General features: G+C 71.6%; 21 protein-coding genes, 1 tRNA gene and 1 pseudogene. 13 read left to right on the plus strand and 10 right to left on the minus strand.

All coding sequences use genetic code 11. The features are described from left to right. Nucleotides 1-52 precede the first annotated feature (52 nt). From ACFYVL_RS11150 to ACFYVL_RS11170, 5 genes are all read right to left on the minus strand, one after another. A complete protein-coding gene (locus ACFYVL_RS11150) occupies nt 53-634 on the minus strand; it encodes an RcpC/CpaB family pilus assembly protein (RefSeq protein ID WP_389243115.1) in 582 nt (193 codons plus the stop codon). A gap of 149 nt (nt 635-783) precedes the next feature. Continuing rightward, entirely contained in the window at nt 784-1617 is an 834-nt protein-coding gene (locus tag ACFYVL_RS11155; RefSeq protein WP_389243117.1) for an S-methyl-5'-thioadenosine phosphorylase, read from the minus strand. A gap of 80 nt (nt 1618-1697) precedes the next feature. Next, nucleotides 1698-2057 (minus strand): FmdB family zinc ribbon protein, encoded by a 360-nt coding sequence (locus tag ACFYVL_RS11160; protein WP_389243119.1) that lies wholly within the window; start codon nt 2055-2057, stop codon nt 1698-1700. Between the two features lie 66 nt (nt 2058-2123). Continuing rightward, nucleotides 2124-3350, minus strand: a complete 1227-nt coding sequence (locus tag ACFYVL_RS11165) for an MFS transporter (RefSeq protein WP_389243432.1) — start codon at nt 3348-3350, stop codon at nt 2124-2126. A 348-nt stretch (nt 3351-3698) separates the two neighbouring features. Beyond that, nucleotides 3699-5258 carry a potassium/proton antiporter gene (locus ACFYVL_RS11170; protein ID WP_389243434.1) on the minus strand — a complete coding sequence of 520 codons (1560 nt, stop codon included), beginning with the start codon at nt 5256-5258 and terminating at the stop codon, nt 3699-3701. Nucleotides 5259-5443: 185 nt separating this feature from the next. Here ACFYVL_RS11170 and ACFYVL_RS11175 point away from each other — a divergent pair, with 185 nt between their 5' ends. Then, entirely contained in the window at nt 5444-8299 is a 2856-nt protein-coding gene (locus ACFYVL_RS11175; RefSeq protein WP_389243120.1) for a penicillin acylase family protein, read from the plus strand. 25 nt (nt 8300-8324) lie between these two features. Here ACFYVL_RS11175 and ACFYVL_RS11180 read toward each other — a convergent pair whose 3' ends face one another. Beyond that, the gene (locus ACFYVL_RS11180; RefSeq protein WP_389243122.1) at nt 8325-8948 is read right to left on the minus strand and encodes a 5-formyltetrahydrofolate cyclo-ligase; all 624 of its coding nucleotides are present in this window, start codon (nt 8946-8948) and stop codon (nt 8325-8327) included. Nucleotides 8949-9035: 87 nt separating this feature from the next. On the opposite strand from ACFYVL_RS11180, the gene galU reads away from it, so the two are divergent. The 7 genes from galU to ACFYVL_RS11215 all read left to right on the plus strand — a co-directional run bounded on the left by galU (nt 9036) and on the right by ACFYVL_RS11215 (nt 14778). Beyond that, the gene (gene galU / locus ACFYVL_RS11185; RefSeq protein WP_389243124.1) at nt 9036-9938 is read left to right on the plus strand and encodes a UTP--glucose-1-phosphate uridylyltransferase GalU; all 903 of its coding nucleotides are present in this window, start codon (nt 9036-9038) and stop codon (nt 9936-9938) included. A gap of 3 nt (nt 9939-9941) precedes the next feature. Beyond that, nucleotides 9942-11345 carry a gephyrin-like molybdotransferase Glp gene (glp, locus tag ACFYVL_RS11190; RefSeq protein WP_389243126.1) on the plus strand — a complete coding sequence of 468 codons (1404 nt, stop codon included), beginning with the start codon at nt 9942-9944 and terminating at the stop codon, nt 11343-11345. Between the two features lie 87 nt (nt 11346-11432). Beyond that, nucleotides 11433-11912: a cyclic pyranopterin monophosphate synthase MoaC gene (moaC, locus tag ACFYVL_RS11195; RefSeq protein ID WP_389243128.1), complete on the plus strand. Its 480-nt coding sequence runs from the start codon at nt 11433-11435 to the stop codon at nt 11910-11912. Between the two features lie 209 nt (nt 11913-12121). Then, nucleotides 12122-12628: a molybdenum cofactor biosynthesis protein B gene (locus ACFYVL_RS11200; protein ID WP_389243436.1), complete on the plus strand. Its 507-nt coding sequence runs from the start codon at nt 12122-12124 to the stop codon at nt 12626-12628. A gap of 26 nt (nt 12629-12654) precedes the next feature. Next, entirely contained in the window at nt 12655-13245 is a 591-nt protein-coding gene (locus ACFYVL_RS11205; RefSeq protein WP_389243129.1) for a GNAT family N-acetyltransferase, read from the plus strand. A gap of 130 nt (nt 13246-13375) precedes the next feature. Next, the gene (gene glpR / locus ACFYVL_RS11210) at nt 13376-14629 is read left to right on the plus strand and encodes a gephyrin-like molybdotransferase receptor GlpR (RefSeq protein WP_389243131.1); all 1254 of its coding nucleotides are present in this window, start codon (nt 13376-13378) and stop codon (nt 14627-14629) included. Between the two features lie 75 nt (nt 14630-14704). After that, nucleotides 14705-14778, plus strand: a tRNA-Ala gene (locus ACFYVL_RS11215). Between the two features lie 119 nt (nt 14779-14897). Here the strand turns inward: ACFYVL_RS11215 and ACFYVL_RS11220 are convergent. After that, on the minus strand, nt 14898-15383 hold the full coding sequence (locus ACFYVL_RS11220) for a GNAT family N-acetyltransferase (RefSeq protein WP_389243133.1): 486 nt from the start codon (nt 15381-15383) through the stop codon (nt 14898-14900). Nucleotides 15384-15438: 55 nt separating this feature from the next. On the opposite strand from ACFYVL_RS11220, the gene ACFYVL_RS11225 reads away from it, so the two are divergent. Next, nucleotides 15439-16236, plus strand: a complete 798-nt coding sequence (locus ACFYVL_RS11225) for an exodeoxyribonuclease III (RefSeq protein WP_389243135.1) — start codon at nt 15439-15441, stop codon at nt 16234-16236. 28 nt (nt 16237-16264) lie between these two features. On the opposite strand, the gene ACFYVL_RS11230 is transcribed toward ACFYVL_RS11225, so the two are convergent. After that, entirely contained in the window at nt 16265-16876 is a 612-nt protein-coding gene (locus tag ACFYVL_RS11230) for a MerR family transcriptional regulator (protein ID WP_389243438.1), read from the minus strand. A gap of 284 nt (nt 16877-17160) precedes the next feature. Here ACFYVL_RS11230 and ACFYVL_RS11235 point away from each other — a divergent pair, with 284 nt between their 5' ends. The 3 genes and pseudogenes from ACFYVL_RS11235 to ACFYVL_RS11245 all read left to right on the plus strand — a co-directional run. After that, nucleotides 17161-18684, plus strand: a complete 1524-nt coding sequence (locus ACFYVL_RS11235) for a flavin-containing monooxygenase (protein ID WP_389243137.1) — start codon at nt 17161-17163, stop codon at nt 18682-18684. A gap of 29 nt (nt 18685-18713) precedes the next feature. Then, nucleotides 18714-19658 (plus strand): alpha/beta fold hydrolase, encoded by a 945-nt coding sequence (locus ACFYVL_RS11240; protein WP_389243440.1) that lies wholly within the window; start codon nt 18714-18716, stop codon nt 19656-19658. Continuing rightward, nucleotides 19655-20518 (plus strand): annotated as a pseudogene (locus ACFYVL_RS11245) (SDR family oxidoreductase); the annotation flags it as partial. The gene ACFYVL_RS11240 and the pseudogene ACFYVL_RS11245, both read left to right, overlap by 4 nt. Nucleotides 20519-20551: 33 nt before the next feature. Here ACFYVL_RS11245 and ACFYVL_RS11250 read toward each other — a convergent pair. Further along, nucleotides 20552-23905 (minus strand): S41 family peptidase, encoded by a 3354-nt coding sequence (locus tag ACFYVL_RS11250; protein WP_389243139.1) that lies wholly within the window; start codon nt 23903-23905, stop codon nt 20552-20554. Nucleotides 23906-24076: 171 nt separating this feature from the next. Beyond that, on the minus strand, nt 24077-24511 hold the full coding sequence (locus ACFYVL_RS11255) for an SsgA family sporulation/cell division regulator (protein ID WP_389243141.1): 435 nt from the start codon (nt 24509-24511) through the stop codon (nt 24077-24079). Between the two features lie 241 nt (nt 24512-24752). Between ACFYVL_RS11255 and ACFYVL_RS11260 the strand changes: the two genes are divergently transcribed. Then, nucleotides 24753-25838, plus strand: a complete 1086-nt coding sequence (locus tag ACFYVL_RS11260) for an energy-coupling factor ABC transporter permease (protein WP_389243143.1) — start codon at nt 24753-24755, stop codon at nt 25836-25838.

The following is a 25838-nucleotide window of genomic DNA, read 5'->3' on the forward strand; positions in this document are numbered from 1 at the left end:
CCCCACTGTTCGTCAGTGCAATTCGGCACACGACGAAGCACCACGCGAAACGTCAGCACAGCGTCACCGCCAGACGTGACGTCGCGCCCGCCCCCACCAGTCGGGCGGCGGTGGCCCGTGGAACGGACAGCACCACAAGTGCCCCGTCGGCGGAGGAAGATTCCCGCCCGCCCGGCACTTGCGTCACACGCGCCCCAGCCGCCACCACCCGCGTCGCGGAACTCCCGCCAGCGGAGGGCGAGTCGGCGGCGGCGATGACATCGACCCGGTCCCCGGGACGCAACAACCCCACGGTCGCCGCATCCGCGATCCGCACCGGCGCCGACACCAGCTCGACCCGCGGAGCCGCCCGCGGAAGCGCCCGCCCGGACGGTTCGGCGGCCTGAACGGCCTCCGTGAGCGCCACCGGACGCTCATGGCCACGGGGCGCCGACACGGCCAGTGCGGCGGCCGTCACCGCGAGCCCGGCCGCCATCACCCGCCGCCGACGCCGCACCGCACGCCGTAGCCGGTGCCAGCTGCCACCGCCCCGTACCCGGAACGGCGCGAACTCCGGCACCCCCTGCGGCTCGGGCGCGGGCAGGGCCTGCGGCAGCGGCGGCAGAGAGGGAACGGAAGGAGTGGTCGGGGACATGGAGCATCACCACCTGGTCGCAACGGGCGCTCGGTCTGAGCACCCCTCACGATCCACGTCCGGCAATGATCCTGCTGAGGGCTGTGGACAGACCTCAGCCTGTGGACAACCCGCTCACCCCGGCGGGGGATATACGGCGGCCACGCCGCTCACGGCAGGTCGACGCCCGTCTTGATGCCGTCCAGCGCGTGCGCACACAGGCAGTCCCTCGAAGCGTTGGCCGGCAGTCCCGCCACCGCGTCGAACAGCACGGTACGAAGCCGGTCCACATTGGCGCCGAACACCTTCAGCACCTCCTCGTGCGAGACGCCCTCACCGGTCTCCGCACCCGCGTCCAGGTCCGTGACCAGCGTCATCGACGTGTAGCAGAGGCCCAGCTCGCGGGCGAGGACCGCCTCCGGGTGCCCGGTCATGCCGACCACCGACCAGCCCATCGACGCATGCCACACCGATTCCGCGCGGGTCGAGAAACGCGGCCCCTCGACGACCACCAGCGTGCCGCCGTCCACCGGCTCCCAGTCCCGCCCGCGCGCCGCGGCCAGCGCCACCTTGCGCCCCTCGGGGCAGTACGGGTCGGCGAACGACATGTGCACCACCTCGGGCAGCTTCCCTCCCACCGGCGTCTCGCCGTCGTAGAACGACTGCGCCCTGGCCTTCGTACGGTCCACCAGCTGGTCCGGTACGAGGAGCGTGCCCGGCCCGTACTCCGCCCGCAGGCCGCCCACCGCACACGGCCCCAGCACCTGGCGCGCGCCCACCGAGCGCAGCGCCCACAGGTTGGCCCGGTAGTTGATGCGGTGCGGCGGCAGATGGTGGCCGCGCCCGTGCCGGGGGAGGAACGCCACCTTCCGTCCCGCGATCTCGCCCAGGAACAGCGAGTCGCTGGGGCTGCCGTAGGGGGTGTCCACCTGTACCTCGGTCACATCCTCCAGGAAGGAGTAGAAGCCCGAGCCGCCAATCACGCCGATCTCTGCGTTCACCATGGCCGTCACCCTAGCCGCGCCCGCAAATGCCGGAGTCCCCGCCGTCAGGAACGGCGGGGACTCCGGGAAAACTGAGGCACTCAGGCAGCCGAGGACGACCCCGAGGAGCTGCTGGACGAGCTCGACGACGAAGCCGACGAGGACGACCCGCTGGACGACGTCGAGGATGCCGACGACGCCGCGGGCTTGGAGTCCGAACCGCCCGAAGAGGACGAAGCGCCCGACTTCGAGGACGACGACGCCGGCGTGCTGCTCGACGAGGAGCCACGGCTGTCGTTCCGGTAGAAACCGGAGCCCTTGAAGACGATGCCGACCGCGGAGAAGACCTTCTTCAGGCGCCCCTGGCAGTTCGGGCACACGGTCAGTGCGTCATCGGTGAACTTCTGCACTGCCTCAAGGCCTTCGCCACATGCGGTGCACTGGTACTGGTAGGTCGGCACTTGATCCTCCTGGCACTCTCACTCGATGAGTGCTAACGACGGTCCATAGTGACGTATTCCGCGGAATCAGTCCACCGTGACCGGCACGCGGTGACCGACACCACGTGCCGCCACCCGTCCCGACGACGGCGGCAGCAGCCGCGAGCGCAGCGTCACCAGCACGATCAGCGCCAGCGCCGTGCCACCCAGCGGCACGAGGAATCCGGCGGACGAACCGAAGGCGTCCGTCAGCCGCCCGGCCACCGTCACGGCCATGGCCTGCCCGAACGCCACCGCACCCGTCAGCCAGGTGAAGGCCTCGGTGCGGGCGGTGGCCGGAACCAGCGTCTCGACCATCGTGTAGCCGGTGATCAGCGCGGGCGCGATGCACAGGCCGACCAGCAGTCCGAGCCCGGCCAGCAGTGGCGCCGAGTGCACGGCCCACAGCCCCGAGGCGAACAGCGTCAGACCGATGTAACCGGCCAGCAGCCGGCGGCGCGGGCCGATCTTCCAGGCGACGGTGCCGCAGACGATGCCCGCCAGCATGTTGCCGCCCGCGAAGATTCCGTACAGGAGACCGTTGATACCCGGGTTGCCGGCCTCCGCGGCGAACGCGGTCATCGACACCTGCATGCCGCCGAAGACGGAGCCGATGCCCAGGAGGGCGACCGCCAGCACCCGTACACCGGGGATGGACAGCGCGGAGGCGTGCTTCTCGTGCGCGCCGCCGCCGCTGCGGCTCGGTACCGGCTGGCTGCGCTTCTGCGCGGCGAAGAACAGGCCGCCCGCCAGGGTGAGCGTCGCCTCCGCGATCAGCCCGGCCGCCGGGTGCACGCCGGTGCACAGCGCGGTGGCCAGCACCGGGCCGACCACGAAGGTGAACTCGTCGGTCACCGACTCGAAGGCCGCGGCCGTCGACATCAGTGGCGAGCCGTCCAGCTTGGCCGCCCAGCGCGCCCGCACCATGGGCCCGACCTGCGGCACCGACGCACCGGCCGGTACGGCCGCCACGAACAGCGCCCACAGCGGGGCGTCGGCGAGCGCGAGCGCGGTGAGTGCGCCGACGGACGCGGCGTGCAGCAGGACGCCCGGCAGCAGCACGGCCCGCTGGCCGAAGCGGTCGGCCAGCTTGCCGCTCTGCGGGGCGAACAGCGCCATGGAGACACCGGTCACGGCGGCCACGATGCCCGCGGTGCCGTACGAACCGGTGGTGTGCTGCACCAGGAGCACGATGCCGATGGTCAGCATCGCGAAGGGCTGCCTGGCCAGGAAGCCCGGAATGAGAAACGTCCATGCCCCGGGGGTACGGAGCAGCTGCCCGTAACCGGGACGCTTGGTGCCCTCCGGGCCGGAGTCCTTCGCGCCGTGGCCCTCGGAGGTGTCGGTCGTGACCGTGTGCGTCACGGCCCTTGCCTTTCTGCCGCCTGGTAGCGCTCCCCGCACACGCGCCGTGGGTCCGCGTACGGGAGCCGTACGAGGGGCACGCGCGCGTGCGGGAGCTGCCGAGAGCTGTCCTCTTGCGCAGGACCGGCGGTAGATACCAGGCGTCCCCTTGGCGCAGGGAAACAGGCCGCCGTGCGGTCGCGCCAGCTCTGCGTCAGGCAGAGTTGGTCGATCAATTCACCTTCATGCTACAGGGAAACTCGGTCCGGGGGCTTTCCTTCAGAGGTTCTTGCGGGCCACGGGCCGTGGAACCGGTTCCCCGCCCGTGCCCAGCCAGTCCGCCAGCTTGCCGCCCTGGCCGACCGCCCGCAGCCGCCGTTCGGCGGCGTCCCGTACCGGATCGGTCGCCACCACCAGCAGCTCGTCGCCGCGCCGCAGCACGGTCGTCGGCATGGGGACGAAACTGGTCCCGTCGCGGACGACCAGGGTGACGGCCGCCCCCGCGGGAAGCCGCAGCTCACCCACCTCCACGCCGTGCATCCGGGACTTCTCCGGGATGGCGACGGACAGCAGGTGACCGCGCAGCCGCTCCAGCGGCGCCGACTCGATGCCCAGGTCGGCGGCGGCCTCCGGTGCCTCCTTGAGACGCAGCCTGCGGGCCACCCACGGCAGGGTTGGCCCCTGTACCAGGGTGTAGACGACGACCAGCACGAAGACGATGTTGAAGATCTGGTCACTGCCCTCGACGCCGCCGACCATCGGAATGGTGGCGAGCACGATGGGCACCGCCCCGCGCAGTCCCGCCCACGACAGCAGGATCTGTTCGCGCAGTGACGTACGGAAGGGCAGCAGGCTGATCAGTACGGACGCGGGTCGCGCGACCATCGTCAGGACCAGGCCGACCACGACCGCGGGCCAGATGTCGTCGAGCAGCTCGTGCGGGGTGACCAGCAGGCCGAGCAGGACGAACATGCCGATCTGTGCGATCCAGCCGAGTCCGTCCGCGAAACCGCGGGTGGCCGGCCAGTGCGGCAGCTTGGAATTGCCCATGATCATCGAGGCCAGGTAGACCGCGAGGAAGCCACTGCCGTGTGCCATGGCGCCGGCCGCGTACGCCGTCACCGCGATCGCCATCACGGCGATCGGGTACAGGCCGGACGCGGGGAGGGCCACGCTGCGCAGGCCGAGCGAGCCGAGCCAGCCCACGGTGAGGCCGATGGCGGCACCGATCGCGAGTTCGAGGGCTATCTCGCCGATCAGGACGTACCAGGAATCCACCGGTCCGGTGGTGGAGAAGGCGACGACCAGGATCACCACCGGGGCGTCGTTGAACCCCGACTCCGCCTCCAGCGCACCCGTCAGCCGCGAGGGCAGCGGAACCTTCCGCAGTACGGAGAAGACGGCCGCGGCGTCCGTCGACGACACCACCGCGCCGATGATCAGCGACTGCTGCCAGTCAAGACCCACCAGGTAGTGCGCACCGGCCGCGGTGATCCCCACGCTCACCGCGACACCGACCGTCGAGAGCACGACGGCCGACGGCAACGCCGGTTTGACCTCTTTCCACTTCGTGCCGAGGCCGCCCTCGGCCAGGATCACGACCAGTGCGGCATAGCCGATCACCTGGGTCAGCTCGGCGTTGTCGAACGCGACCTTGCCGATGCCGTCCTGGCCCAGCGCGATGCCGATGCCGAGGTATATCAGCAGGCTGGGGAGCCCACTGCGCGACGAGATCCGCACCGCCGCGACCGCGACGAGCAGGACTACCGCGCTGATGAGCAGGAGTTCGTTGAGCTGGTGGACAGTCAGGGGCCGATCCTTTCCTGGGGCCTGCGGGATCGTTCCTGCCGGCGGCGAGGTAGTTTCATTACCTTACCTAATCTTTGACGCATTCTTAACGCCTTTCCCGCACTCGCCCAGAACCGCTGTTCCCGGGGTTCCGGAGACCGAGTCGGGAGCGGTACGGGCCTGCGCCTATGGTTGCTCCAGCACTCCAGGACCACCCTGCCCCTCGAAGGACAGCGATGCCCGCCACCACAACAGCCCCTTCCGGAGCCGCTTCCGGCGGCAAGAAGAAGAAGGGGCGTCGCGCCCGCCTGCTCGTGATCGTGCTGGTGCTGGCGATTGTCGCGGGCATCGGTTACGGCGCGTACTGGAGCGTCAGCACCGTGCGAGCCTCGTTCCCGCAGACCAGCGGTGAGATGACGCTCGACGGCCTGACGGGACCGGTCGACGTCAAGCGCGACGCCAACGGAATTCCCCAGATCTACGCCTCCTCGGACACCGACCTCTTCCGCGCCCAGGGCTTCGTCCAGGCCCAGGACCGCTTCTGGGAGATGGACGTACGCCGGCACATGACGTCGGGCCGCCTCTCGGAGATGTTCGGCGAGGGCCAGGTCGAGACCGACGCCTTCCTGCGCACGCTCGGCTGGCGACAGGTCGCCCAGCAGGAGTACGACACCAAGCTGTCGGCGGAGACGAAGAAGTACCTCCAGGCGTACGCGGCGGGTGTGAACCAGTACCTCAAGGGCCGCGCCAACAAGGACATCTCCGTCGAGTACGCGGCCCTCGGCTTCACCACCGACTACACGCCGGAGGAGTGGACCCCGGTCGACTCGGTGGCGTGGCTCAAGGCGATGGCGTGGGACCTGCGCGGCAACATGCAGGACGAGATCGACCGTTCGCTGATGATGAGCCGCCTCGACGCGAAGCAGATCAACGAGCTGTACCCGGCCTACCCCTTCGACCGGCACAAGCCGATCGTCGAGGAGAACAAGGCCAAGACGGGAAGCAGCAGCTCAGCTTCCGGAAACGGCGGCACGGGCACGGGCACCCGAACCGGCACCGGCACGAACCCGGGCACGGGTACGGGCACCGGCCGAGGCACGGGCACAGGCACAGGAACCGGAACCGGCACCGGCAACGCCGCCAACCCCGGCGTCAACGCAGCCCAGGGCGTCAACACCCAGCTCGCCCGCATCTCCGACGCCCTCGACAAGATCCCCGCCCTGCTCGGCCCCAACGGCAACGGCATCGGCTCCAACTCCTGGGTGGTCTCCGGTTCGAAGACCACCACCGGAAAGCCGCTGCTCGCCAACGACCCCCACCTCGCTCCCCAGATGCCGTCCCTCTGGTACCAGATGGGCCTGCACTGCCGCGAGGTCTCCGCGCAGTGCCAGTACGACGTCGCGGGCTACACCTTCTCCGGCATGCCGGGCGTGATCATCGGTCACAACCAGGACATCGCCTGGGGCATGACCAACCTCGGCGCCGACGTCACCGACCTCTACCTGGAGAAGGTCGGCGTCAACAACACGTACCTGTACGACGGCAAGGAGAAGCCGTTCCGGACCCGCGAGGAGACCATCAAGGTCGCCGGCGGCGAACCGAAGAAGATCACCGTCCGCTCCACGGAGAACGGTCCGCTGGTCTCCGACCGCAACAGCGAGATGGAGTCGGTCGGCCAGAAGGCCCCCGTCGACAACGCCGCACCCGACCGCGGCAACGGCTACGCGGTCTCCCTCAAGTGGACCGCCCTGATGCCGGGCAAGTCCATGGACGCCGTCTTCGAGCTCAACAAGGCCAAGGACTTCAAGAGCTTCCGGGCAGCCGCCGCCCACTTCGAGGTGCCGTCGCAGAACCTCATCTACGCCGACACCGCGGGCAACATCGGCTACCAGGCCCCCGGCAGCATCCCGATCCGCACCGGCGGCCGGGACGGCCGGATGCCCGCCGCCGGCTGGGACCCGAAGAACGGCTGGGACAGGTTCATCCCGCAGGACGAGCTGCCGTGGGAGTACAACCCCAGGCGCGGCTACATCGTCACCGCCAACCAGGCCGTCATCGACAGCAAGAAGTACCCCTACCTGCTGACCGAGGACTGGGGCTACGGCGCCCGCAGCCAGCGCATCAACGACCTGATCGAGTCCAAGACCAAGGACGGCGGCAAGATCAGCTCGGACGACATGCGCACCATGCAGATGGACAACAGCAGCGAGATCGCCAAGCTGCTGACGCCCTACCTGCTGAAGATCGACGTCTCCGACCCGTACGTCCGTGAGGCGCAGAAGCTCCTCGAAGGCTGGGACTACACCCAGGAGTCCGACTCGGCCGCCGCCGCCTACTTCAACGGCGTGTGGCGCAACATCCTGCGGCTCGCCTTCGGCAACAAGATGCCGAAGGAACTGCGGGTCAAGGGCTCCTGCCTGTACGTGCGCGACGGCTCCGGCCTGGTCGACGACCTCGCCAAGCCCAAGCGCGAGTGCGGCGAGCGCGAGCCCGACTCGGCGCAGCCCGACGGCGGCGACCGTTGGTTCGAGGTCGTCCGCAAGCTGGTCAAGGACGAGAAGAACGCGTGGTGGTCCTCGCCCGCCTCCCGTACGGACAAGGCCACCACGACCCGTGACGAGCTGTTCGCACGGGCCATGGAGGACGCCCGCTGGGAGCTGACCGCCAAGCTCGGCAAGAACATCAAGACGTGGAACTGGGGCCGCCTGCACCAGCTCACGCTGAAGAACCAGACCCTCGGCACCGAGGGCCCCGGCTTCATCCAGCACCTGCTCAACCGCGGCCCCTGGAACCTGGGCGGCGGCGAGGCCGCGGTCAACGCCACCGGCTGGAACGCGGCCGGCGGCTACGAGGTCGTCTGGGTCCCGTCGATGCGCATGGTCGTCAACCTCGGCAACCTCGACAAGTCCCGCTGGATCAACCTGACGGGCGCCTCCGGGCACGCGTACAGCTCGAACTACAGCGACCAGACGGACATGTGGGCCAAGGGCGACCTGCTCGACTGGTCGTTCAGCAAGCAGGCCGTCGACAAGAGCACCACCGAGACCCTGCTCCTCAAGCCGGGGCAGGGCAGCGACAAGCCCTCCCAGTAGGGCGGGGCCAGGGGCGCGCCGGGGCTCAGAACCGGCGCACGCCGGCCGGCGTCACCACCGCGTGCACGGGGTGGTCGTGGGGTTCCACCGGAACCTCCGCGACCACCTCGTTCGCGTACAGCAGCACCACCAGCCGGGCACCCGCGGCGGCGTCCGGCGATTCCTCCCGCGCCCGCTCCAGCCGCGCCAGTACGCGGTCGTAGGACCCGCCGCCGCGGCCCAGCCGCATTCCCCGCCCGTCGACCGCGAGGCCGGGCAGCAGCACCGCCCCGGCGTCCCGCACGGCGTCCACCCCGAGCCGGGGGCCGGTCGGCTCCAGGAGGCCGCGCCCGGCGGGGGCGAGTGCCCGGGGGCCCTCGTACACCGCCCAGTCGAGGTCGTTGTCGGCCAGCAGCACCGGCAGCAGCACTCGCACCCCGCGCGCGTGCAGCGAGTCGAGCAGGTCGCGCGTGCCTGGCTCGCGGCCGACCGAGACGTACGCGGCGACCGTTTTGGCGTCGGCGAGTTCGGGCAGCTCCAGGGCCCGGCGGGCGAGAACCGCGGCCGCCTCCTGTGCGTCCTCACCGGTCAAGAGGCGCCTTCGGCCGAGAAGTTCACGGCGCAGCGCGGCCTTGGCCGTCGCGTCTGCTGCCCTCTCCGCTTCACTCACGGTCACTTCACCTTCACATTTCGCTCGTACGGCAACAAAAGGCTGGAAGCCGAACTTCCGTCCCGAGCCAGCCGATATCGTTCCGACATGACTCAGGTTCACCCAAGGATCAGTAAGGCTGTCATCCCGGCGGCGGGACTCGGCACCCGCTTCCTCCCGGCGACGAAGGCGACCCCCAAGGAGATGCTCCCGGTCGTCGACAAGCCGGCCATCCAGTACGTGGTCGAGGAGGCGGCGGCGGCCGGCCTCTCCGACGTACTGATGGTCACCGGGCGCAACAAGCGCCCCCTGGAGGACCACTTCGACCGCAACTACGAGCTGGAGTCCGCCCTCACCAAGAAGGGCGACGCCGGCCGCCTCGCCAAGGTCCAGGAGTCCAGCGACCTCGCGACCATGCACTACGTCCGCCAGGGCGACCCCAGGGGCCTCGGCCACGCCGTGCTGTGCGCCGCCCCGCACGTCGGCGAGGAGCCCTTCGCGGTCCTCCTCGGCGACGACCTGATCGACCCCCGCGACCCTCTGCTCGCCCGCATGGTCGACGTCCAGGAACAGCACGGCGGCAGCGTGATCGCCCTCATGGAGGTCGACCCCGCCCAGATCCACCTGTACGGCTGCGCGGCCGTCGAGGGCACCACCGACGGCGACGTCGTCAAGGTGACCGGGCTCGTCGAGAAGCCCGAGCCCGCCGAGGCGCCGAGCAACCTGGCGATCATCGGCCGGTACGTCCTGGACCCCGCCGTGTTCGGGATACTGCGGGAGACCGAGCCGGGCCGCGGCGGCGAGATTCAGCTCACCGACGCCCTGCAGAAGCTGGCGGCCGACGAGAAGGTCGGCGGCCCCGTCCACGGCGTGGTCTTCAAGGGCCGGCGCTATGACACCGGGGACCGCGGCGACTATCTTCGGGCGATTGTCAGACTCGCGTGCGAACGTGAGGACCTGGGCCCGGACTTCAAGACCTGGCTTCGCAGTTACGTCACCGAGGAGATGTAGCAAGTGAGCACCACCGAAGCACCGCCCGCCGACGCCCACAGCAGCGACGGCGGCCCCGACCACCTCTGGTCGGTGGACGAGCACCTGGACGACGTCCTCGGCGCGATCCGCCCGTTGGAGCCCATCGAGCTCCAACTGCCCGACGCCCAGGGCTGCGTCCTCGTCGAGGACGTCGTCGTCCCGCTCGCCCTCCCGCCCTTCGACAACAGCTCGATGGACGGGTACGCGGTACGGGTCGCCGACATCGCCGACGCGAGCACGGAGTTCCCCGCCGTGCTCACCGTGATCGGCGACGTCGCGGCGGGCTCCGGTGGTGGATCCGGCGACCTCGACGATGACGACGCCGAGGACACCGGGGGCGGGGGACTGCCCACGGTCGGCCCCGGCGAGGCCGCCCGCATCATGACCGGCGCCCCGCTGCCGCCGGGCGCCGAGGCCGTCGTCCCCGTGGAGTGGACCGACGGCGGCAGCGGCGGCGGGCCCGCCACCGCCATGCGGGCCGCGGGCGCCAACCCGGAGGACTCCACCGGCGAGGTCCGCGTCCACCGCCCCGCCGAGGCACGCGCCCACGTGCGCGCGGCGGGCAGCGACGTGAAGGCCGGCGACATCGCCCTCGAAGCGGGTACGGTCCTCGGCCCGCCCCAGATCGGCCTGCTCGCGGCGATCGGCCGGGCCACCGTCCTGGTCAGGCCCCGCCCGCGCGTGGTCGTCATGTCCACCGGGTCCGAACTGGTCCAGCCCGGCGAGAAGCTGGCCGCCGGACAGATCTACGACTCCAACAGCTTCGCCCTCACCGCGGCCGCCCGCGCCGCCGGAGCCATCGCCTACCGGGTCGGCGCCGTCACCGACGACGCCGACGTGCTGCGCGCCACCATCGAGGACCAGCTGGTGCGCGCCGACCTCCTGGTCACCACCGGGGGCGTCAGCGTCGGCGCGTACGACGTCGTCAAGGAGGCGCTGTCCTCCGTCGGCGACGAGGACGAGGCGGGCAGCGGTGTCGACTTCCGCAAGCTGGCCATGCAGCCCGGCAAGCCCCAGGGATTCGGCTCGATCGGCCCCGACCACACCCCGCTCCTCGCCCTGCCCGGCAACCCGGTCTCCTCGTACGTCTCCTTCGAACTGTTCGTCCGCCCGGTCGTCCGGGCCCTGATGGGCCTGCCGGACGTGCACCGGCCCACCGCCCGTGCCACCCTCGATGCGGACGGTCCGCTCAACTCTCCGGCCGGCAGGCGCCAGTTCCTGCGCGGGGTGCACGACGCGCAGGCGGGCACGGTCAGGCCCGTGGGAGGCTCCGGCTCCCACCTGATCGCCGCCCTCGCCCACGCGGACTGCCTGCTGGTCGTCCCCGAGGAGACGGTGAGCGTCGAACCCGGTACGGAGGTCGAGGTGGTCCTGCTCGCCCAGTGACCCTCCGGTGGCGGTACGGTGTCTGCCGCTGCGCCGTGGCAACGACTGCCGAGGCAACGACCGGCGCCGGAACGCGAGGCGGATCACATGAGTACGGACAGCAGGCTGACGCACATCGACGAGGCGGGTGCGGCCCGGATGGTCGACGTCTCGGAGAAGAACGTCACCACCCGCACGGCACGCGCGAGCGGACGCGTCCTGGTCGCGCCGCGCGTCGTCGAACTGCTGCGGGGCGAGGGCGTCCCCAAGGGTGACGCCCTCGCCACCGCGCGCATCGCGGGAATCATGGGCGCCAAGCGCACCGCCGACCTGATCCCGCTCTGCCACCCGCTCGCCCTCTCCGGCGTCAAGCTGGACCTGACGGTCACCGACGACGCGGTGGAGATCACCGCCACCGTGAGGACCACCGACCGTACGGGTGTCGAGATGGAGGCCCTGACCGCGGTCGCGGTCGCGGGCCTCACCGTGGTCGACATGGTGAAGGCGGTCGACAAGGGCGCGATCGTCACCGACGTCCGTGTCGAGGAGAAGACCGGCGGCAAGTCCGGCGACTGGAGCCGCTCATGACCACCTCGCACTCCGCGGCCCCGCGGCCGGCCGCCGACGACCGCTTCACCGCGGGCCACCCGGTGACCGTGCTCGCCCCCGACGCGCCCACCGACGCCGACACCCCCGCCTCCGAGGCGCACGTGCACCCCGGTGCGGTGGCGGGGCCGGTGTCGGAGTTCGGCTACCAGCCGCAGGAACCGGGGTCACCGGCGCACGCGGGACCCGACGTGCGCCCCTACCGGGCGCTGGTCATCACCGCCTCCAACCGCGCCTCCGCCGGTGTCTACGCGGACAAGGGCGGCCCGCTGGTCGCCGAGGGCCTGACCCGGATGGGCTTCACGGTCGACGGCCCCCGCGTGGTGCCCGACGGCGCCCCGGTCGAAGCGGCCCTGCGGGACGGGATCGAGGCGGAGTACGACGCGATCGTCACCACCGGCGGCACCGGCATCTCGCCCACCGACCGCACCCCCGACGCCACCCGCAACGTGCTGGACCACGAGGTCCCCGGCATCCCGGAGGCCATCCGCGCCGAGGGCCGCCCGCACGTCCCGACCGCGTCCCTCTCCCGGGGGCTCGCCGGGGTGGCGGGCGGCGGCAGGACGCTGATCGTCAACCTCCCGGGTTCGACCGGCGGCGTCCGCGACGGGCTCGCCGTCCTCGACCGGATCCTGCTGCACGCCGTCGACCAGCTCCGGGGCGGCGACCACCCGCGGCCCACCGGGAGCATCAACTGAACGGCTCCGCCTGGCCCGTAGAGCTGGTGGACGGCGACATCACCCTCCGCCCGATAAAGCTGCGCGACCAGCGGGCCTGGCGCGAGGTCAACCGGCGCAACCGCGACTGGCTGCGCCCCTGGGAAGCGACCATCCCGCCGCCCGCCCCGCTGGGCCCCGTCGCGCACCGGCCGACGTACCGTCAGATGGTCCGTCACCTGCGGGCGGAGGCGAACGCGGGCCGCATGCTGCCGTTCGTCATCGAGTACCAAGGTCGACTTGTCGGCCAGCTGACCGTCGCCGGCATCACCTGGGGGTCGATGTGCTCCGGGCACGTCGGCTACTGGGTCGACCGGGACGTGGCCGGGCGCGGGGTGATGCCGACGTCCGTCGCCCTCGCCGTCGACCACTGTTTCCGCAACGTCGGCCTGCACCGCATAGAGGTCTGCATTCGCCCGGAGAACGGCCCCAGCCGCCGCGTCGTGGAAAAGCTCGGTTTCCGCGAGGAGGGCATGCGCCCGCGCTATCTGCACATCGACGGCGCCTGGCGCGACCATCTGGTCTTCGCGCTGACCTCGGAAGAGGTTCCGGAGGGTGTGCTCAGTCGGTGGCGACGACGTTCCGCGTCCCAGAAATGAAGTAAATGTTCGAATTCGATCGCGGCTGCAATGCCGAACGTCAAAAAAGTTCGGAATATCAGACAGATACGTCCGACACACCGGCCCAATTGGCAGATGGCCCCCTCCAGCCCCCTCTACGGTGTGAGGTGTGAGCAGCAGCGGCCTGATCTACGCAGTCATTGTCGGGGCCTGGGCCGCCTACTTGGTGCCGATGTGGCTCCGCAGGCAGGACGAACTCAACGAGGCCCGGCCCACCGAACGCTTCAGCACCGCCATCCGGCTGCTGTCCGGACGCGCGGCCATGGAGCGCCGGTACGCCAAGGAACTCCAGCAGCGCGACCCGGCGAACGCGGACGGCACGGGCGGCAGGGACGGCACGGAGAACGGCGACCCCGACGACACCAGCAGTGCGGACCCGGCGACCGATTCGGCCGACGTCCGCGCCTTCGCGGCACCCCGGTCCAGGGTCGAACGCCCGGCCGCCAGGGAGCAGTCGCGCGAGCAGGTGAAGTCCCACCTCCGCGACCAGCAGGCGCGCGACCACCAGGCCCGCGACCAAGCCGCCCGGGAGCCCGCCCGCGACCAGCACCCCGCGCGTGAGAAGTCCCGGCACCCCGGGCGGGCCGCCCCCGCGAGCCCCTCGCCGTCCTCCGTCGAGCGGGCCCGCCGCAGCAAGGTGCTCGCCCGCCGCCGGCGCACCACCGTGCTGCTCTTCGCCGCCTTCACGCTGGGCGCGATCGTCGCCGCGGTCGGCGGACTGCGCTACCTGTGGGCGCCCGGCATCCCGGCCGTGCTGCTGAGCGCGTACATCGTGCACCTGCGCGGTCAGGAGAAGCGCCGGTTCGCCTTCACCATGGACCGGCGCCGGGCCGAACTCGCCGCCCAGCGGCTGCGCGAGCGGCGCACCGAGCACGTCCGCCGCCCCGCCCCGCAGCAGCAGTCGGCCGCCCCCGACCAGCAGCACCACCGCACCGACCCCGACGAGCGGCCCGAGCCGGAGCCCGCACCCGCGCTCTCCGCGCAGGAGGCCGGCCGCCGGGCCCTGGTCGAGCAGACCGACCACGCGGAGTGGGTCGACCAGCAGCGCGAGCGCGAGCGCGGTGCCGCCCGCGGCGAGAGCTGGGAGCCGGTGCCGGTCCCGCTGCCGACGTACGTCACCGCCCCGGTCGCGCCGCGTGCCACCGGCGACCTCGACCTGGGCGCCCCCGGCACCTGGAGCTCCGCCCGCTCCAGCACCGCCGACCCGGCTGCCCCCGCCGCGGACGCCCCGGCGGCCGCGGACTCCGGTTCCGGTGCGGGCCGGCAGCGCCCGCAGGCCGGGCGCCGCTCCCGCGACCGCGGGCGCACCCCGCTCTTCGACCAGTACGACGAGGGTGAACGGCCCCGGGCAGCCAATGAGTGAGCCCGTCGCAGGTGGGGGCGCCGGAGCGGATTTCCAAGCACCCCCGAAGAGGTGCTAGAGTTTCACTCGTTGCAAGGGCCTGTGGCGCAGTCTGGTAGCGCACCTCGTTCGCATCGAGGGGGTCTGGGGTTCAAATCCCCACAGGTCCACAACAACAAGAAAGATCCCGTCCGATCGGAAGATCGGGCGGGATCTTTCGTATGTGCCGCGTGCGCAGGGGAGATGGGGGCCGGTCCGGCGACCGGCCCCTTGTCGTGTGTGATGCGAGTTACACCAGTGGCTTGGTGAAGCAGCGGCTCTCGTCGGTGCGGCGGTAGAGGCCGAAGCGGTCGGGCAGGGGGACGGCCGTGTAGCCGCTGGACAGGTAGAGGGCGACTGCCTCGGGCTGTTCGGTGCCGGTCTCCAGGACCATGCGGGTGCGGCCGGCCGCGAGGGCGTCGGTCTCCAGGAGGGCCAGCATGCGGCGGGCGAGCGCCTTGCCGCGGGCGGCGGGGACGACGTACATGCGCTTGAGTTCGGCATCGCCGTCGGCGTAGTTCTCCTCGCCCGCCCGCTGGGCGCGCCAGCCGCCGGTGGCGACGGGGAAGCCCTCGTCGTCGTACGCGATCAGGTAGAGGCCCCGCGGGGGCGTGAACATCGCGGGGTCGAGCGGGGTGAGGTCGCCCTCGCCGTAACGCTCGGCGTATTCGAGCTGCACGTCGGCGTTGAGCTTCACGGCGTCGGGGTGGTCGTAGGCGACGGGACGGAATTCCATGCGTACGAGCGTACGAGCGCGCGGGAAGGGTGCGGAGGGTCGGTAGGGTTTTTGGATGCTCACTGTGACCAGCGTGAATGTGAATGGCCTGCGGGCCGCCGCCAAGAAGGGCTTCGTACCGTGGCTGGCGGAGACCGGGGCCGACGTGGTGTGCCTCCAGGAGGTACGGGCCGAGGCCGACCAGCTGCCGGACGAGGTGCGGGCGCCCGAGGGCTGGCACGTGGTGCTCGCGCCCGCACAGGCCAAGGGGCGGGCCGGGGTCGCGGTGTACTCGCGGCAGGAGCCGGAGCGGGTGCAGATCGGCTTCGGGAGCGCGGAGTTCGACGCGAGCGGCCGGTACGTGGAGATCGACCTTCCGGGGGTGACGGTCGCGAGCCTGTACCTGCCGTCGGGGGAGGTCGAGACCGAGAAGCAGGACGAGAAATATCGCTTTATGGACGAATTCATGCTCTACCTGGTCGCGCTGAAGGCGCGGGCGGCGGCGGACGGGCGTGAGGTCGTGGTGTGCGGTGACTGGAACATCGCGCACCAGGAGGCGGACCTGAAGAACTGGAAGGCGAACCGCAAGTCCTCCGGCTTCCTGCCCGAGGAGCGGGAGTGGCTCGGACGGGTCTTCGAGGAGGCGGGGTACGTCGACGTCGTCCGCAAGCTGCATCCGGATGTCGAGGGGCCGTACTCGTGGTGGTCGTACCGCGGACGCGCTTTTGACAACGATTCAGGATGGAGGATCGATTACCAAGTGGCGACCGGCGGGCTCGCGGGGCGTGCGGTGGAGGGGCGTGTGGAGCGGGCGGCCAGCCACGGCGAGCGGTGGAGCGACCATGCGCCGGTGACGGTGGTCTACAAGGAGTAGGGCGGCGGGGCGGGCCTGTTCCTCCTGTTCAGGTCTTGCGCAGGTGGCGGTCGAGGGCCATGGAGAGTTCGGCTTCGACGACGCTCTTGGCCAGGGGGCGCAGGCGTTGTGGGTCGGCGTCGTGGGTGGTGACCAGGTCGATGAAGATCTGGGCGAGTACGTCGGCGTGCTCGCGGACCGCGAGGCCGGCCGCCATCACCTCCGCGAGGGGGATGCCCTCGCGCACCAGGGCCGCCGACACGTCGAGCAGCCGGCGGCTGACGTGCACGACCTCGTCGCCGTCGATGGCGAGGTAGCCGAGTGCCATGGCGGAGGCGAGGTTCTCGGGGGTGACCTCGCCCTCGAAGTAGTCGGCGAGCTGCTCGGGGGTGAGGCGGACCGGGGTCTCCTCGGTGACCTCGCCGAGGCTGAGGAGTTCGCCGACGTCGCGGCCGCTGTCGAAGGTGTCGGCGAGGTCGGCGATGCCGGTGAGGGTGTGGCCGCGTTCGAGCAGGGCGGCGATGGTGCGCAGGCGGGCCAGGTGGTGGTGGTTGTACCAGGCGATACGGCCCTCGCGGCGGGGCGGCGGGATGAGCTTGCGCTCCCGGTAGAAGCGCAGCGTGCGTACCGGAATGCCGGCTGCCGCGGCGAGTTCCTCCATGCGGTACTCGCGGGGTCCGGCCGGGTCGGTGTGTTCGGTGCCGCCGCCGTCCGTGTGCCGCGGTACGCCGTCCGGGTGTCGCTGTCCGTCGTCTTCCGTGCGCCGTTCGCCCGGTTTCCGGGACCTCTCTGCCTCTGCCACGCCCGGAAGCCTATGTCGTACCCCGGGTAACTTGTCGTGTCCTACCCCTACCGATCAGTACGCCACTGCCTTACGCTCCGAACCGTGCCAGTGATTGCTGGCAGAGTCGTGAGATGAGCAAGTGAGTGCGGGAGGCGTCGGGCATGGCCGAGTTCGAGCACGAGCATGTACGAGTGGCGGTGATCGGGTCCGGGTTCGGTGGCCTGGGGGCCGCCGTCCGGCTGCGGCGCGAGGGGATCACCGACTTCGTCGTCCTGGAGCGGGCCGACTCGGTCGGGGGAACCTGGCGGGACAACAGTTACCCGGGGTGCGCGTGCGACGTGCCCTCCCACCTCTACTCGTTCTCCTTCGCGCCCAACCCCGAGTGGCCGCGCACCTTCTCCGGCCAGGAGCACATCAGGGCGTACCTGGAGCGGGTGACCGACACCTTCGGGCTGCGTCCGCACATCCGCCTCAACCACGAGGTGACGATGATGACCTGGGACGCCGAGAAGCTGTGGTGGAAGATCGAGACGGCGAACGGCCGGACCCTCGTCGCCGACGTCGTCGTCTCGGCGACCGGGCCGCTGTCCGACCCGAAGACGCCCGACATCCCCGGCCTCGACTCCTTCCCCGGCAAGGTCTTCCACTCGGCCCGCTGGGACCACGACTACGACCTCAGGGGCAAGCGGGTCGCGATGATCGGGACCGGCGCGTCGGCGATCCAGATCGTGCCGGCGATCCAGCCCGAGGTGAGCGAACTGACGCTGTTCCAGCGGACGCCGCCGTGGGTGATGCCGCGCATGGACCGCGAGATCAGCGGGGCGGAGCGGTGGCTGCACCGCAAGGTGCCGGTCACCGGCACCGCCCGGCGGCGGCTGCTGTGGGGCATCCGTGAGCTGCAGGTGTCGGCGTTCACCAAGCGTCCCGGCGAGCTGGGGTTCGTGGAGAACCTCGCCAAGGCGAACATGGCCAAGGCGATCAAGGACCCCGCGCTGCGGGCCAAGCTGACGCCCTCGTACCGCATCGGCTGCAAGCGCATCCTGCTGTCCAGCACGTACTACCCGGCGCTCGCGCAGGACAACGTGAACGTCGTCGCCTCCGGCCTCGGTGAGGTGCGCGGGTCGACGCTGGTGGCTGCCGACGGTACGGAGACGGAGGTCGACGCGATCATCTTCGGCACCGGCTTCCACGTCACCGACATGCCGATCGCCGACCGGGTGGTGGGCGCCGACGGGATCACCCTCGCCGAGGCGTGGAAGGGCGGCATGGAGTCGCTGCGCGGTGCGAGCGCCGCCGGGTTCCCGAACTGGATGACGATCATCGGCCCGAACACCGGCCTGGGGAACTCGTCCATGATCCTGATGATCGAGGCGCAGCTGAACTACATGGCCGACTACATGCGTCAGCTGAACGTGCTCGGCGGGCGGGTGGCGCTGTCCGTGCGGCCGTCGGCGGTCGGGGCGTGGAACCGCCGGGTGCAGGAGCGGATGAAGCGCACCGTGTGGAACACCGGTGGCTGCGACAGCTGGTACCTGGACGCCAACGGCCGCAACACGACCGTGTGGCCGGGCACGACCTCGGAGTTCCGGCGGGCGACCCGGGAGGTCAACCTCGCGGAGTACGAGGTGGTGCGGGCCGGACTCCCCGCCGGTGAGTCCGCCGAGGTCGCGGAGGCGGTCGCGTGAGCGGGCGTGAGGCGGGTGGGGAGCGTGGTGTGCGGGGCGCGGGGGCCGGTCGTGGCTCCGGTCCGGTCCCCGGGCTCGTCGGCAGGGAGCTGACCGTCACCTCCGCCGACGGGGCGCGGCTGCACGTCGAGGTGTACGGGGCGGCCGACGCGCCGGTGGTGGTGCTGGCGCACGGCTGGACGTGCTCCACCCGCTTCTGGGACGCGCAGATCCGGGACCTGGCCCAGGAGTTCCGGGTCGTCGCCTACGACCAGCGGGGTCACGGGCGCTCGCCCGCGTCCCTCACGTACTCGACGGACGTGCTCGCCGACGACCTGGAGGCCGTGCTCGCTGCGACGCTCGCCCCCGGTGAGCGGGCGGTGCTGGCGGGTCACTCCATGGGCGGCATGACGATCATGGCGGCGGCCGGCCGGCCGGGTGTCGTGGAGCACGCGGCGGCGGTGCTGCTGTGCAGCACGGGCAGTGCGCGGCTGGTCGCCGAGGCGACGGTGGTACCGCTGCGGGCGGGTGGGCTGCGGACGCGGCTGACCCGTGCCGTACTCGGTGCGAGGGCGCCGCTCGGGCCGGTCACGCCGGTGTCCCGGGCCGTGCTGAAGTACGCCACGATGGGCCGCGGGGCGTCGCCCGCGAGGGTCGCGCGGTGTGCGCGGATCGTGCACGCGTGCCCGCGGGGAGCGCGGGTGGCCTGGTCGCACGTACTGGCGGAGGTCGAACTCTCCGCGGGAGTACGTGGCCTGCGGGTGCCCACCGCAGTGGTGGCGGGCACCGACGACCGGCTGACGCCGCTGGTGCACGCGCGGGAGATCGAGGCCGCGCTGCCGCACTCGCTGGGGCTGACGGTGCTCACCGGGGTGGGCCACATGTCGCCGGTGGAGGCGCCGGAGCTGGTCACCGACAGGCTCCGGGAACTGATGAATCGATATGTCGTCAAGGGCGTCAACAGGGGTGCCGGCGTGGAGGAGGAAGTCGCGTGAGCTACAGCCTTGAGGGTCAGGTCGCCGTCGTCACGGGTGCGGCGCGGGGCGTCGGTGAGCTGCTGGCGAGGAAGCTGTCCGCGCGGGGTGCGAACGTCGCCCTCGTCGGCCTGGAGCCCGAGCAGCTGAAGGAGGTGACCGGCCGGCTGCACACCGAGAGCGACTGGTGGTACGCGGACGTCACCGACCACGAGGCGATGGCGCGGGTAGCGCAGGAGGTGAAGGAGCGGTTCGGGAAGGTCGACATCGTGGTCGCCAACGCCGGTGTCGCGTCCGGCGGCCCCTTCGTCGACTCGGACCCGGAGGCGTGGCGGCGCGTCATCGAGGTCAACCTGGTGGGCGGCGCGGTGACGGCGAGGGCGTTCCTGCCCGTACTGATGGAGAGCCGGGGGTACTTCCTGCAGATCGCGTCGCTGGCGGCGATCACGCCGGCGCCGATGATGAGCGCGTACTGCGCGTCGAAGTCCGGGGTGGAGGCGTTCGCGCACTGTCTGCGGGCGGAGGTCGGGTACAAGGGAGTGCGGGTCGGCGTCGGCTACCTCTCCTGGACGGACACCGACATGGTGCGCGGGGCCGACCAGAACGATGTGATGCGCGAGCTGCGGCAGCGGCTGCCGTGGCCCGCCAACCGCACGTACCCGCTGGGGCCGGCCGTCGACCGGATCGTGGCCGGGATCGAGCGGCGCTCCGCACACGTGTACGCGCAGTGGTGGCTGCGCGGGATGCAGTCCGTGCGCGGTTACCTGCCGGGGATCATCGGGACGGTCGGCCAGCGGGAGATGAAGCGCTTCGAGCCGCGCCTCGGCGAGGTCGACAAGGGTCTGGTGGGCGCCGGCGGCGCGGCGGACGAGTCGACCCGGCACCCCTCGGCGGAACTGGGCCGCGGACGCCCGCTAGCGCGGCGGCAGTTTCGGGCGGCGCTTGTCGGGGACGTCGGAGTAGTCGGGCGGGGTGGCGGCGGGGGCGGCCGCGAGGAGGTCCAGGGCGGCCTGCACCGCGTCGTCGAGCTGGGCGTAGCGGCCCTCCGCCCAGTCCAGTGGGGTGCGCAGGGCGGACACGTCCGGGGTGACGCCGTGGTTCTCGACCGCCCAGCCGTACTCGTCGAACCAGGCCGCGTTCATCGGGACCGTGATGACCGTGCCGTCGCCCAGCGGGTGACGTCCGGTCATGCCGACGACTCCGCCCCAGGTGCGCTGACCGACCACCGGACCCAGCGACAGCAGGCGGAACGCGGCGGCGATCATGTCGCCGTCGGAGGAGGTGGCCTCGTCGGCGAGGGCGACCACCGGACCGCGCGGGGCGTTGGAGGCGTACGAGACGGGCTGGGCGTCGCGGGTCAGGTCCCAGCCGAGGATGCGGCGGGTGAGCTTCTCGATGACGAGCTCGCTGATGTTGCCGCCCGCGTTGCCGCGCACGTCGACGATGAGCGCGGGGCGGGAGACCTCCAGGCGCAGGTCGCGGTTGAACTGCGCCCACCCCGAGCCGCCCATGTCGGGGATGTGCAGATAGCCGCACTTGCCGCCGCTCAGGTCGCGTACGACCTCACGGCGCTTGGCCACCCAGTCCTGGTAGCGCAGGGGGCGTTCGTCGACAAGGGGGACGACGGCGACCCGGCGCGGGCGGGCCTCGGTGCCTTCGGGGACCTCGGGGAGGAAGGTCAGTTCGACCGTCGTACCGCCTGCCGCCGCGAGCAGCGGGAACGGGCCGGCGAGCGGGTCCACCGGACGGCCGTCGACATGGGTGAGGACCGCGCCGACCCTGATGCCGGTGCCGGCGAGCGGGGAGCGCGCCTTGGAGTCGGAGGAGTCGCCGGGGAGGATGCGCGACAGGGTCCAGTTGCCTTCCTTCACGTAGAAGTTGGCGCCCAGCAGGCCCATGGCGCGCTGGTAGTGCGGCGGGCCCTCGTTGCGGCGGGCGGCGGCGACGTACGCGTGCGACGTACCCAGCTCGCCCAGGACCTCGCGCAGCAGGTCGGCGAACTCGTCGGGGGAGGCGACGCGTTCGACCAGCGGGCGGTACTGGTCGAGGATCGCGTCCCAGTCGATGCCGCCCATCCTCGGTTCCCAGAAGTACGCCCGGATGATGCGCCCGGCCTCCGCGTACGCCTGCCGCCACTCCGCGCCCGGGTCCACGTCGTGCAGGATGCGGCGCAGGTCGAGGTGGACGGTGGAGTCGCCGTCGGCGCGTTCGGTGGCGGGTACGGCACGCAGTTCACCGTCCTCGACGATCACCAGCCGCGTACCGTCGCCGCTGATCGCGAACCATTCCAGGTCGTCGGCGAGTTCGGTCTTGCGGGCCTTGGCGAGGTCGAAGTGTTCGAGGGTGGGGCGGCCGGAGGTGTCGGCCGGGTTGGCGAATGTCTCGCCGAGCGCGCCGGAGATCGGCCAGCGCAGCCAGACCAGGCCGCCGCTGCTCACGGCCGACAGCGAGGAGTACTTGGAGGCGGCGACCGGGAACGGGGTGACCCTGGCGGGCAGGCCCTCGACCTCGACGGTCACCGTGCCGTCGCCCTCGGCGGCCTCGTCCGGGTCCAGGCCGCCCGCCGCCGGCCGTCCGTCGGGGGAGAGGGCGAAGGGGGAGGGGGTCGCGGAGGAGAGGGGGACGAGGTACGGGCGGCAGCCGAGCGGGAAGGAGAGGTCGCCGGTGTGCACGTCGTACACCGGGTCGAAACCGCGCCAGGACAGGAACGCCAGGTAGCGGCCGTCGCTGGTGAAGACCGGGTTCTCGTCCTCGAATCGGCCGTTGGTGACGTCCACGATCAGGCTGTCGTTGATCCGCGCCATCTTGATCTGGCGCAGTGAGCGGCCGATGCCCGGGTGCGACCAGGTCAGCCACGCGCCGTCGGGGGAGAACGCGAGGTCGCGGACCGGACCGTTGATCGAGCGGATCAGTTCGGTCAGCGACTCCTCGCCCTCGGTCACGTTCAGCAGCAGCAGCCGGCCGTCGTGGGAGGCGAGGGCGACGCGCTCGCCGTCGGGGTCGGCCACCATCTCGTGCACGCGGCCCAGCTGGCCGGAGGCGAGGCGGCGCGGGGCGCGGGCGCCGGCCGCGCGCGGCAGATAGGCGATCTCGACGGCGTCCTCGCCCTCGGTGTCGGTGACGAACGCGACCTGCCCGCTGGCGCCCAGCATCTCCGGCATCCGCACCCGTACGCCGGGGGTGTCGGCGATGGTGCGGGCCGGGCCGTCGCGGTGGGTCAGCCAGTAGAGGCTGCCGCGCACCGACACCGCGCTCGCCCGTCCTGTGGTGTCCACCGCCAGGCCGCCGACGTGCCCGGAGGCCGGGACCTGGTAGCCGCGCCGCCCGGTGCGCGGGCCGCCGAGCCGGACCTCCAGCTTCCGGGGGCGGGCGTCCGGCGAGAGGTCGTCGACCAGCCACAGTTCGCCCGCGCACTGGTAGACCACCCGCGAGCCGTCCGAGGAGGCGTGCCGGGCGTAGAAGGCGTCATGGTCGCTATGTCGACGTAGGTCACCGCCGTCCGTGCGGCAGGAGTAGAGGTTGCCGATGCCTTCGTGATCGGAAAGGAACGCGATCCGGTCACCGACGAACATCGGGCTGTCCAGATGTCCGTTCAGGTCGGGCAGCAGGCGTTCGCCGTGCAGCCACAGGCGGCCGGTCGCGCCGCCCCGGTAGCGCTTCCAGGCGGCCGGCTCGTGCGGCGGGGTGCCGGTGAGGAGCAGGGTGCGTCGCTCGCCGTCGCACTCGGGCAGCCCGTCGAAGACCGCGATGTCGGAGACCGGCCCCCAGGGGAGCTTGCCGCCGGGGCTGCCGTCGGTGGGCAGCGAGTACGCCCAGGAGAAGTACGAGAACGGCTGGTTGTGCGAGGAGACCGCGAGCACGTTCCCGTCCGGCGTCCAGCCGCACACGCGTGCGTCGACCGACCCCCAGTAGGACAGCCGCCGCGAGGGCCCGCCCTCGACCGGCACCACGTGGATCTCGGGGTCGAGGCTGCGCCAGGTCGTGTACGCGAGGAGGCTGCCGTCCGGCGAGAAGCGCGGGTGGCCGACGCGGGTCCGGTCGGCGGTCAGCCGCCACGCCCGGCCCGGCTTCTCGCCCTCGGCGGCGAGCGGCGCCACCCACAGGTCGTCCTCGGTGACGAAGGCGATGCTGTCGCCGTGCAGGTGCGGGAAACGGAGGTACCCGGGGGCGGAAGGTGCGGGTCCGGCGGGCTCCGGGCCGGGGCGGTCCGCACCGGGCGGTCGGTGACCGGAGGGCTGCTCGGCGTCGTCGTTCGTGGGCGCTCGCATGCCCCAATGCTTTCCGCGCACCAGGGCCCCGGCAACTCGTAAGGGCGGATCTTTAACAGCGAAGTCTTCGACTGCTGCGTCCTGGGGACGGAAGCCGCGCCGGCCGGCTGCCCGGGGCGGCGGCCTACTGCCCGGGGCGCCGGCCGGCTCACCGCGGCGGCGGCCGGTCCCTCAGGCGTAGGTGCGGCGCAGGAAGCGGACCACCGGGGCGCTGTCGAGCTGGACGAGCGCCACCCCGCGGGCCGCGTGCAGTTCAAGGACCGCCTGGACCCGGCCGCACGGCCAGATCCGTACGTCACCCTGCTGGGCGGGGGTGCGCAGGCCCGCTTCGAGCAGGGCGCGGGGGAAGGTCCACACGGTGCGGTCGTGGCGGTGGCCGCCGTCGGAGCCGCCGTCGGGTCCGGGGGCGGGGTCCGAGGTCGGCAGTACGACGCTCACCGCGCGCGGGTCGTCCGCCGGGTCGTGCCGCAGTGCGACCGGAATGCGCGGGCTGATGGCGGCGTCGGTGATCAGCCGGCCGCGCAGGTGCACTTCGAAGGCGGACCTCGCGGGCTCCGACACGGCGAGTTCCCCTGCTGCGGCCGGTTCGCCTGCGGTGCGGGACATCGGCCCGCCTCCTTCACGTCGTCGTCCTGGCGTGCCGCGCGCGGCCGTCACCGGGCGCTGCGCGTCGTCGTCCTACGCACAAAAACTGATATTGACCTTATTTGCTATCCAATGTCCCATATTTTGCTTCGCGCCGGGAGTGGGTATTTGTACCTCCGGGACTTTTGCAACCGCTTTGCAATAAGTCCCTATCATCGAACGGTTGCCCATTTCCGTGCGGGAAGACCTGGGAGTACCGCTCATGCATGTACCCGACGGATTCATCAATGCCCCCGTGTCCGCGGCTGCCGGAGTGGTGGCCGCCGCCGCCGTCGGCGTGAGCCTGCGCGGGGCGCGGCGCGAGCTGGCGGACGAACGGGCGGCTCCGCTGGCGGGCCTCGTCGCGGCCTTCGTCTTCGCCGTCCAGATGCTCAACTTCCCGGTGGCCGCCGGTACCAGCGGGCACCTCCTCGGCGGCGCGCTCGCCGCGATCCTGGTCGGCCCGTACACGGGTGTGCTCTGCATATCCGTGGTGCTGCTGATGCAGGGGATCCTGTTCGCCGACGGCGGCCTCACCGCGCTCGGCGTGAACATCACGGTGATGGGCGTGGTCACCGTCCTCGTCTCGTACGGAGTCTTCCGCGGCCTCCTCAAGGTGCTGCCCCGCGGGCGCCGCAGGTCGGTGACGGTCGCCGCGTTCGTCGCGGCCCTCCTCTCGGTGCCGGCCGCCGCCGCGTTCTTCACCCTCGTCTACGCGGTCGGCGGCACCACGGACGTGTCCGTCGGCAAGGTGCTGACCGCGATGGTCGGCGTCCACGTGCTGATCGGCATCGGCGAGGCCGCGATCACCGCGCTCACCGTCAGCTCGGTGCTCGCCGTGCGCCCCGACCTGGTGCACGGCGCCCGCGGCCTGGCCGCGCCGCTGAAGCTGCGGGTCGGCGGTGAGCTGATCGACGCGCCCGCCGCCGACGGCGCCCCCGCACCGGCCGCCGCGCCCGCGCCCGCCACCGCCCGGTCGGCCCGCAGGATCTGGGGGGCCGGGCTGGTGACCGCCCTCGTGCTCGCCGGGGTCGTCTCCTTCTACGCGTCCGCCAGCCCCGACGGCTTGGAGAAGGTCGCCGCCGACCAGGGCATCGACAAGAACGTCCGTGAGCACGCCGCCGCCGACTCGCCGCTCGCCGACTACGGCGTCAGGAATGTCGACAACGCGCGACTGTCCGGCGGTCTCGCGGGAGTCATCGGCGTGGGGGTGACGGTCGCCGTCGGCAGCGGCGTCTTCTGGGCGGTCCGCAAGCGACGTGCACCCGAGTCTGTCGAGAAGTCGACTTCCGGCAAGGTTTCCGGCTGA

This window comes from Streptomyces sp. NPDC004111, assembly GCF_042874215.1.
In the GTDB taxonomy this organism is placed as follows: Bacteria; Actinomycetota; Actinomycetes; order Streptomycetales; family Streptomycetaceae; genus Streptomyces.

What these genes read in the sequence shown, in the direction of transcription:
- ACFYVL_RS11150 (WP_389243115.1), bottom strand. Translation starts at nt 634, where the DNA reads ATGTCCCCGACCACTCCTTCCGTTCCCTCTCTGCCGCCGCTGCCGCAG.
- ACFYVL_RS11155 (WP_389243117.1), bottom strand. Translation starts at nt 1,617, where the DNA reads ATGGTGAACGCAGAGATCGGCGTGATTGGCGGCTCGGGCTTCTACTCC.
- ACFYVL_RS11175 (WP_389243120.1), top strand. Translation starts at nt 5,444, where the DNA reads ATGCCCGCCACCACAACAGCCCCTTCCGGAGCCGCTTCCGGCGGCAAG.
- galU (WP_389243124.1), top strand. Translation starts at nt 9,036, where the DNA reads ATGACTCAGGTTCACCCAAGGATCAGTAAGGCTGTCATCCCGGCGGCG.
- moaC (WP_389243128.1), top strand. Translation starts at nt 11,433, where the DNA reads ATGAGTACGGACAGCAGGCTGACGCACATCGACGAGGCGGGTGCGGCC.
- ACFYVL_RS11220 (WP_389243133.1), bottom strand. Translation starts at nt 15,383, where the DNA reads ATGGAATTCCGTCCCGTCGCCTACGACCACCCCGACGCCGTGAAGCTC.
- ACFYVL_RS11225 (WP_389243135.1), top strand. Translation starts at nt 15,439, where the DNA reads ATGCTCACTGTGACCAGCGTGAATGTGAATGGCCTGCGGGCCGCCGCC.
- ACFYVL_RS11230 (WP_389243438.1), bottom strand. Translation starts at nt 16,876, where the DNA reads ATGGAGGAACTCGCCGCGGCAGCCGGCATTCCGGTACGCACGCTGCGC.
- ACFYVL_RS11235 (WP_389243137.1), top strand. Translation starts at nt 17,161, where the DNA reads ATGGCCGAGTTCGAGCACGAGCATGTACGAGTGGCGGTGATCGGGTCC.
- ACFYVL_RS11250 (WP_389243139.1), bottom strand. Translation starts at nt 23,905, where the DNA reads ATGCGAGCGCCCACGAACGACGACGCCGAGCAGCCCTCCGGTCACCGA.
- ACFYVL_RS11255 (WP_389243141.1), bottom strand. Translation starts at nt 24,511, where the DNA reads ATGTCCCGCACCGCAGGCGAACCGGCCGCAGCAGGGGAACTCGCCGTG.
- ACFYVL_RS11260 (WP_389243143.1), top strand. Translation starts at nt 24,753, where the DNA reads ATGCATGTACCCGACGGATTCATCAATGCCCCCGTGTCCGCGGCTGCC.